The 8,222-nt window shown below is 41.5% G+C and carries 6 protein-coding genes; 5 read left to right on the forward strand and 1 reads right to left on the reverse strand.

Annotated elements, in window-relative coordinates; all coding sequences use genetic code 11:
* Positions 1-66: 66 nt before the first annotated feature.
* Entirely contained in the window at positions 67-1,740 is a 1,674-nt protein-coding gene (gene ettA, locus H5072_RS06675; protein WP_024596550.1) for an energy-dependent translational throttle protein EttA, read from the reverse strand.
* A 222-nt stretch (positions 1,741-1,962) separates the two neighbouring features.
* Between ettA and metA the strand changes: the two genes are divergently transcribed.
* The 5 genes from metA (at position 1,963) to H5072_RS06700 (ending at position 8,206) form a co-directional block, all read left to right on the forward strand.
* Positions 1,963-2,910: a homoserine O-succinyltransferase gene (gene metA / locus H5072_RS06680; RefSeq protein ID WP_002958117.1), complete on the forward strand. Its 948-nt coding sequence runs from the start codon at positions 1,963-1,965 to the stop codon at positions 2,908-2,910.
* On the forward strand, positions 2,900-3,973 hold the full coding sequence (locus H5072_RS06685; protein ID WP_182693069.1) for a homocysteine S-methyltransferase family protein: 1,074 nt from the start codon (positions 2,900-2,902) through the stop codon (positions 3,971-3,973). The genes metA and H5072_RS06685 overlap by 11 nt, the downstream gene beginning before the upstream one ends.
* Positions 3,974-3,982: 9 nt before the next feature.
* Positions 3,983-6,613, forward strand: a complete 2,631-nt coding sequence (gene metH / locus H5072_RS06690) for a methionine synthase (protein WP_002958120.1) — start codon at positions 3,983-3,985, stop codon at positions 6,611-6,613.
* 200 nt (positions 6,614-6,813) lie between these two features.
* The gene (locus H5072_RS06695) at positions 6,814-7,440 is read left to right on the forward strand and encodes a DUF2971 domain-containing protein (protein ID WP_182693070.1); all 627 of its coding nucleotides are present in this window, start codon (positions 6,814-6,816) and stop codon (positions 7,438-7,440) included.
* A 10-nt stretch (positions 7,441-7,450) separates the two neighbouring features.
* On the forward strand, positions 7,451-8,206 hold the full coding sequence (locus H5072_RS06700; protein WP_182693071.1) for a hypothetical protein: 756 nt from the start codon (positions 7,451-7,453) through the stop codon (positions 8,204-8,206).
* The last annotated feature ends 16 nt before the right edge of the window (positions 8,207-8,222 follow it).

Genomic DNA, 8,222 nt, shown 5'->3' on the forward strand with positions numbered 1-8,222 from the left:
GTGACATAAAAAAGCCCTGCAAAGTGCAGGGCTTAAGTTATACAAACATAAAATTAACCAATATTTTTAGCCAATTTTTTTGTACTTAATACGTTTAGGTTGAGTTGCCTCAGCGCCTAGGGTCTTTTTAAGCCACTCTTCATATTCAGTGTAGTTACCATCAAAGAAGTTAATTTGACCTTCATCACGGTAATCTAAAATATGTGTAGCGATACGGTCAAGGAACCAACGGTCATGCGAGATACACATTACACAACCTGGGAACTCTAAAATAGCGTTCTCCAGTGCTCGTAGTGTTTCAACGTCCAAGTCATTGGTTGGCTCATCGAGTAGTAACACATTGCCGCCAGCTTTTAATAACTTAGCAAGGTGTAAACGGTTACGCTCACCACCTGATAGGTCTTTAACAAACTTTTGCTGATCGTTACCTTTAAAGTTAAAGCGACTTACATATGCTCGGCTTGGGAACTCAAAGTTACCAATTTTCAGTACGTCTTGTCCGTCTGATATTTCTTGGAAAACAGTTTTGCTTTCGTCCATACCGTCGCGGAACTGATCAACAGTAGCTAGGTGTACTGTTTCGCCAACGCTGATGTTACCGCTGTCTTGCGTTTGCTCACCGCTTATCATTTTAAACAGCGTTGATTTACCTGCGCCATTCGCGCCAATAATGCCCACAATGGCACCTTTTGGCATGCTAAAGCTTAAGTCATCAATTAAAACGCGATCGCCAAAACTCTTACGAAGATTAGTTACTTCAAGTACTTGGTCACCTAAACGTGGGCCAGGTGGAATAAACATCTCGTTAGTTTCGTTACGTTTTTGGTAATCAGACTGCTGCATTTCAGTAAACTGAGCCATACGTGCTTTTGACTTAGCTTGACGACCTTTAGGGTTTGAACGAACCCATTCAAGTTCTTGCGCAATTGATTTTTGACGTGCTTTTTCAGATTTTTGTTCTTGCTGTAAGCGCGCATCTTTTTGTTCAAGCCAAGAAGAGTAGTTACCTTCCCATGGAATACCTTCACCACGGTCAAGCTCCAATATCCAACCAGCTACATTATCAAGGAAGTAACGGTCATGCGTTACTGCCACAACAGTGCCTTCGTAATCGTGCAAGAAGCGCTCTAACCATGCAACCGACTCAGCATCCAAGTGGTTAGTAGGCTCATCAAGAATAAGCATGTCTGGTTTTTCAAGTAATAATCGACATATAGCAACACGGCGACGCTCACCACCTGAAAGGTGCTCAATTTTAGCATCCCACTCTGGCAGGCGAAGTGCATCAGCTGCGCGTTCTAAAACGTTGTCGATGTTATGACCATCGTGCGCCTGAATAACAGCTTCAAGCTCGCCTTGCTCTTTTGCAAGTGCGTCAAAGTCAGCGTCTTCCATGGCGTATTCGTTATACACTTCGTCAAGACGTTTAAGTGCATGTTTAACTTCGCCAACAGCTTCTTCAACAGTTTCACGTACTGTTTTACTTTCGTCTAAAACAGGTTCTTGCGGTAAATAACCAATTTTAGTACCAGGCTGAGGATGTGCATCACCTTCAAAATCTTGGTCAACACCGGCCATAATACGCAGTAACGTAGATTTACCAGAACCGTTTAAACCAAGCACACCAATTTTAGCGCCAGGAAAAAAGTGCAACGAAATATCTTTTAAGATAGTGCGCTTAGGTGGCACAACCTTAGATACTCGACTCATCGAGAATATAAATTTATCAGGTAAAACCATGGAGGAAAGCCTTCAAATAATAATAAAAATTTCAATGTTGTATTGTAGTGGCTGACGGGTGAAACAGTCAACGAATGGCGGGTTTTAAAGCACCAAAGGATGCTTGTAAGTAAAGTATAAAATCATGAATAAATTTCATTTGGACATCTATACATCTAGAGGTTGATATTTTTTACTTTCAGTTCATAATTAAGCCTCGGTTTTTATGAGCAGGAGTAAAGTATGCCAATTACAGTGAAAGACGAGTTGCCGGCAATTGCACGTTTACGTCAAGAAAACGTATTTGTAATGCCAAAAAGTCGTGCAAAAACGCAAGAAATACGCCCAATGCGTTTGGCTATTTTAAACTTGATGCCTAATAAAGTAGAAACCGAAGTTCAGTTTATTCGCTTACTTGCCAATTCGCCTTTGCAAGTAAACGTAGAACTACTGCGCCTCGACACTCACCGCAGTAGCAGCAACTCAGAAGAGCACCTTGATACCTTTTACCGTTACTTTTCTGAGGTTAAAGACAACAATTACGATGCATTAATAGTAACCGGTGCGCCACTTGCGCATTTAGAATACGACGATGTAGCGTATTGGGATGAGCTAAAAGTCATTATTGATTGGGCTGAGCAACACGTTACCTCTACGTTATTTTCGTGTTGGGCAGCGCATGCAGCGTTATATCATCGTTACAATTTAAAGCGTGATTTAAAAGACGATAAACTGTGTGGCGTATTTACTCACCAGTGTTATTTTGATCACGGTGCACTGACTCGCGGATTCGACGATACCTTTTTGGTACCGCACTCACGCTACGGCCATATTGATATAAATAAAATAAACGCCTGTGAAGAACTCGTTGTACTGGCAGGTTCTGAGCGAGTAGGGGCTTACTTACTTAAAAATAAATCGGGTAGCCAAGTGTTTATAACCGGCCACCCAGAGTACGACGCCGACTCGCTAAAAGCAGAATACGAGCGCGATTGTAAAAAAAGCCCTAATGCACCAAAGCCCGAAAATTACTTTCCGGATGACGATGCAACCAAACAACCTTCAAAAACGTGGCAAAGCCATGCTTTTTTACTTTTTTCGAACTGGTTAAATTACTACGTGTACCAAACCACACCGTATGATATTAATTTAGTTAGCCAAGACGTGAGGACTAACAACTATGCCGAATAACGCGCCTACAAATAATAAGCAAGCCGAAATAAGTGCCGCATTAAAAGAACGTATTTTAATTTTAGATGGCGCTATGGGCACCATGATCCAAGATCATAAGCTAGAAGAAGAAGACTATCGCGGAGAGCGTTTTAAAGACTGGCATGTATTAATTAAAGGCAATAACGATTTATTAAGCCTAACCAAGCCCGACTTAATCACTGATATTCATCGTGGTTTTTTATCAGCGGGCGCCGATATTATTGAAACCAACACGTTTAACTCGACCACTATTTCGATGGAAGATTACGACATGGCAAACCTAAGCCGTGAAATAAACCTAGAGTCGGCTAAATTAGCACGCGCAATTTGCGATGAATTTACAGTTAAAACGCCAGAAAAACCGCGCTATGTAGCCGGTGTTTTAGGGCCGACATCTAAAACGTGTTCAATTTCGCCAGACGTAAACGATCCGGGTTACCGAAACGTTACTTTTGATAAGCTAGTTACTGCGTATGTAGAGTCTACCCTTGCATTAATGGAAGGCGGCGCCGATTTAATACTAATCGAAACTATATTCGACACGCTTAATGCAAAAGCTGCCTCGTTTGGTGTAGAAGAAGCCTTTGAGCAAGCAGGGCGCACATTACCAGTTATGATCTCGGGCACTATTACCGACGCTTCTGGTCGTACGCTTTCTGGGCAAACAACCGAAGCATTTTATAACTCTATTCGCCATATTAAGCCTATTTCGATTGGTTTAAACTGCGCGCTTGGCCCTGATTTACTGCGCCAATATGTAGAAGAGCTTTCGCGCGTGTGCGAAACCTTTACATCGGTACACCCTAATGCGGGCTTGCCTAATGAGTTTGGTGAATACGACTTAGAAGCGCCTGAAATGGCAGCCGAAATTATCGATTGGGGTAAATCGGGCTTTATTAATATAGTAGGTGGATGTTGTGGCACCACGCCTGCGCATATTCGTGCTTTTGCAAAAGGTCTAGCGGGCGTTAAACCACGCCAATTGCCAGAGCTTGAAGTACGCATGCGTTTATCAGGCCTTGAAGCCTGTAACTTAAATTAAGGAGCCAACATGACCCAACAAATAGCAGTATTTACTAATGTCGGCGAACGTACCAATGTAACCGGTTCTGCCATGTTTAAACGTTTAATCATGGAAGAAGACTTTGAAGCCGCGCTAACAGTGGCCCGCGAACAAGTAGAAAATGGCGCACAGGTTATTGATATAAACATGGACGAAGCCATGTTGGACTCAAAAGCCGCGATGGTTAAGTTTTTAAACTTAATAGCCTCAGAGCCTGATATTTCACGCGTACCCATTATGGTCGACTCCTCTAAATGGGAAGTAATAGAAGCAGGCCTAAAGTGTATTCAAGGTAAGGCCATTGTTAACTCTATATCGCTAAAAGAGGGCGAAGAGCCGTTTATTCGCCAAGCTAAAATAATAAAACGTTTTGGTGCAGCTGCCGTTGTAATGGCGTTTGATACTGACGGGCAAGCTGATACAGCAGACCGCAAATATGAAATATGTGCCCGCAGCTACAAAATATTAGTAGAAGACATTGGTTTTCCACCAGAAGATATTATATTCGACCCTAATATATTTGCCGTAGCCACCGGTATAGAAGAGCACGACAACTACGCAGTAGAATTTATTGAAGGCACACGCCGCATTAAACAAAACTTACCGCACTGTAAAGTGTCGGGCGGGGTGTCAAATGTATCGTTTTCATTTAGGGGTAATAACCCAGTACGTGAAGCTATTCACTCGGTATTTTTATACCACGCCATAAAAGCGGGTATGGATATGGGCATTGTAAATGCAGGGCAACTCGCCGTTTACGACGACATCCCAGAAGAGCTTCGTAAAGCCGTTGAAGACGTAATACTTAACACAGACCCAGGTGCAGGCGAGCGTTTAGTAGAGCTTGCACCAAAATACTCTGGTATGGCACAAGCCGAGCGAGTAGAAGATTTAGAATGGCGCACATGGCCTGTTGAAAAACGCCTTGAGCACGCGCTTGTAAAAGGCATTACTACCTTTATAGATGAAGATACCGAAGAGTGCCGCGCTGCTGCCGATAAACCTATTCACGTAATTGAAGGGCCGTTAATGGATGGCATGAACGTAGTAGGGGATTTATTTGGCGCAGGTAAAATGTTTTTACCACAAGTGGTTAAATCGGCGCGCGTAATGAAACGAGCCGTAGCCTACCTAGACCCATTTATTGAAGCCGAAAAAGAAGAAGGTTCAACCAATGGTAAAATAGTGATGGCGACCGTAAAAGGCGACGTACACGACATAGGTAAAAACATTGTAGGCGTGGTACTGCAATGTAATAACTACGAAGTTATTGATTTAGGCGTAATGGTACCTGCTGATAAAATACTGCAAACCGCCATCGACGAAAAAGCCGATATTATTGGTTTATCGGGCTTAATTACCCCATCGCTTGACGAAATGGTGCACGTAGCAAAAGAAATGAAACGCCGTGGTTTTGAACTGCCGCTACTCATTGGTGGTGCAACTACCTCTAAAGCGCACACCGCAGTAAAAATTGAGCCGCAATATGACAAAGGCGTTGTGTATGTAAATAACGCAAGCCGTGCAGTTGGTGTAGTTTCAAACTTATTATCAAAAGACATTAAACCTGACTTTTTAGCTAAAACTAAAGCTGAATATGTAAAAGTACGCGAGCAACAAGCGCGTAAAAAACCACGCTCTAAGCCTGTTACAATCCAGCGCGCACGCGATAACGCAGCAAAGCTTGATTGGGATAACTACACACCACCAGTGCCTAAAAAGCTGGGCGTGACCGAGTTTAAAAATGTATCAATTGCTACTTTGCGTAAATACATAGATTGGACGCCATACTTTATGACGTGGTCAATTGCCGGTAAATACCCGCGCATAATGGACGATGAAGTAGTAGGCGAGCAAGCGCAAAGCTTATTTAAAGACGCTAACGATATGTTAGACGACCTTGAAAAAGCAGGCAGTTTGCAACCACTTGGTGTAATTGGTTTATTCCCGGCTAACCGCGTGGGTGATGACATAGAAATATACACCGACGAAACACGCAAAGAAGTATTAACTACTTCATGCCATTTACGCCAGCAAACCGAAAAAACCGACTTTGCTAATTATTGCCTAGCCGACTACATAGCACCAAAAGGCACGCCTGATTACTTTGGCGCGTTTGCAGTAACGGGCGGCCTAGAAGAAGACGACTTAGCAAATGCGTTTGACGCACAGCAAGACGATTACAACAAAATAATGGTTAAAGCGGTTGCCGACAGGCTCGCCGAAGCGTTTGCAGAATACCTACACGAAAAAGTACGTAAAGAGTATTGGGGTTTTGCACCAGACGAAAACCTAGCAAACGATGAGCTAATACGCGAAAACTACCAAGGTATTCGCCCAGCGCCAGGTTACCCAGCGTGCCCTGAGCACACTGAGAAAAAGAAAATTTGGCAGTTGCTCGACACCGAAAAACGCATTGGTATGCAGCTAACTAGCTCGTACGCCATGTGGCCAGGTGCTGCTGTTTCGGGTTGGTACTTTTCACACCCTGAGGCTAAATACTACGCCGTAGCAGCTGTGCAAAAGGATCAGGTAGAAGACTACGCTAAGCGAACCAATATGACGCTTGAAGAAGCTGAACGTTGGCTATCGCCTAACTTGGGGTATGATCCGGAGTAGAGCGAAACGGTTAGTTTCTAGCTATCAGTAAAACTAAAACGAGCCAAGACAGGCTCGTTTTTTTATATAATTGAAAAGATGTAAAAATTGGTTCATATGTATTCAGAGTTTATTTAGTATAAGTAGTAATAAAAAGCTGAGCAACGTGGTTTTTATTCAGGAAAATATTCTTTTCTAAAAATAATAGGATTATAGATTAAATGAAGCTTTATCATTACATGGATGAGGTATTTGGCCTAAAAAACTTATCAAATAGGAGGGTTAAGGCCTCAACTTTTGACAATTTGAATGATCCTTTTGAGTTATTAGGTATCGAAACTAGTACACCTTATATACGTGCAAGCTTAAATAGGATGAAACTAGATGTTTCAAGAAAATTTGGAATATTGTGCTTTAGTAAAATTTGGTCAAACCCTGTTCAGTGGGCTCATTATGCTAATAATCACAAGGGCATATGTGTGGAACTTGAGCTATCTAACAAAGAGGATGCTCAAGAGGTAAAATATTATTCTGAAAGGTTTAAAAGTAATTTAATAGATGATCAAAACTTCCCACTAAAGTTATTACTTTCTAAATTCAAACATTGGGAATATGAAAAAGAATATAGAACAATTCGGGGCCTTAATAACTTTGAAAAAGAAAATGATCTTTATTTCCAGCCATTCAATGAGGATATGAAACTATCTAAAATAATTATTGGATGCCAGTCAAAGTTAACTAGAAGCGAGCTAGACAAGTTCCTCTGCATTCAGGATAGAGGTGTTGAAATTATATATGCTAGAGCTGCTTTCAAGTCATTTAAGATTGTTAAGCATCAGAATAAATAAAGGACTATAAATGAAATATCTAAGCCACATTCTACTGTGCCTATCACTACTTTTCACATCTAACACATTTGCGCTTGAGCAAAAGTATCACGAGTTCGTTTTACCTGTTATTGCTGCTTTTAAAGCGCATGATAAAACTGCGATTGCAGCACTTATTCGCTACCCGCTAAAACGACTATATCCCATACCTGACATTAAAAATGAAGCCGAGTTTATTAACCGCTTTGATGAAGTATTTAATGATGAGCTAGCGGCAGTTATTGCCAGTTCAAACATTAAAACTGATTGGGAGAAAGTAGGTTGGCGCGGCATTATGCTAAATAACGGCGTTATGTGGGTAGATACCGACGGTAAAATTATTGCTGTAAATACACAAAATACTAAAGAGCAGACACTTGCTAAAAGCTTAATCGAACAAGGTAAGCAATCCTTGCACGCAAGTATTAATACCTTTGAAAAACCAGTACTCGATTGGAAAACGGCTAACTACCATATTCGTATTGATGATTTAGGTGATAGAAATTACCGTTATGCGGTGTGGAGTAGTGATAAAAGGCCAAAGGACAAGCCTGATATGGTTTTATCTAACGGCGATGTAACGGTTAGTGGCACTGGCGGTAATCACCATTATACGTTTAAAAATGGACGTTATAGTTACATACTACATGTAACCATTATTGGCTGTGATACATCACCACCAGGTTGGCTTGAAGTTTATAAAGACGATGAGAAATTGTTGTCTGAAGATGTTATAAGCACTCATTAATCGATTTTAATTAGTA

Source organism: Pseudoalteromonas sp. SR45-5, from assembly GCF_014163565.1.
Taxonomy (GTDB): domain Bacteria; phylum Pseudomonadota; class Gammaproteobacteria; order Enterobacterales; family Alteromonadaceae; genus Pseudoalteromonas; species Pseudoalteromonas distincta.

What these genes read in the sequence shown, in the direction of transcription:
- ettA (WP_024596550.1), bottom strand. Translation starts at nt 1,740, where the DNA reads ATGGTTTTACCTGATAAATTTATATTCTCGATGAGTCGAGTATCTAAG.
- metA (WP_002958117.1), top strand. Translation starts at nt 1,963, where the DNA reads ATGCCAATTACAGTGAAAGACGAGTTGCCGGCAATTGCACGTTTACGT.
- H5072_RS06685 (WP_182693069.1), top strand. Translation starts at nt 2,900, where the DNA reads ATGCCGAATAACGCGCCTACAAATAATAAGCAAGCCGAAATAAGTGCC.
- metH (WP_002958120.1), top strand. Translation starts at nt 3,983, where the DNA reads ATGACCCAACAAATAGCAGTATTTACTAATGTCGGCGAACGTACCAAT.
- H5072_RS06695 (WP_182693070.1), top strand. Translation starts at nt 6,814, where the DNA reads ATGAAGCTTTATCATTACATGGATGAGGTATTTGGCCTAAAAAACTTA.
- H5072_RS06700 (WP_182693071.1), top strand. Translation starts at nt 7,451, where the DNA reads ATGAAATATCTAAGCCACATTCTACTGTGCCTATCACTACTTTTCACA.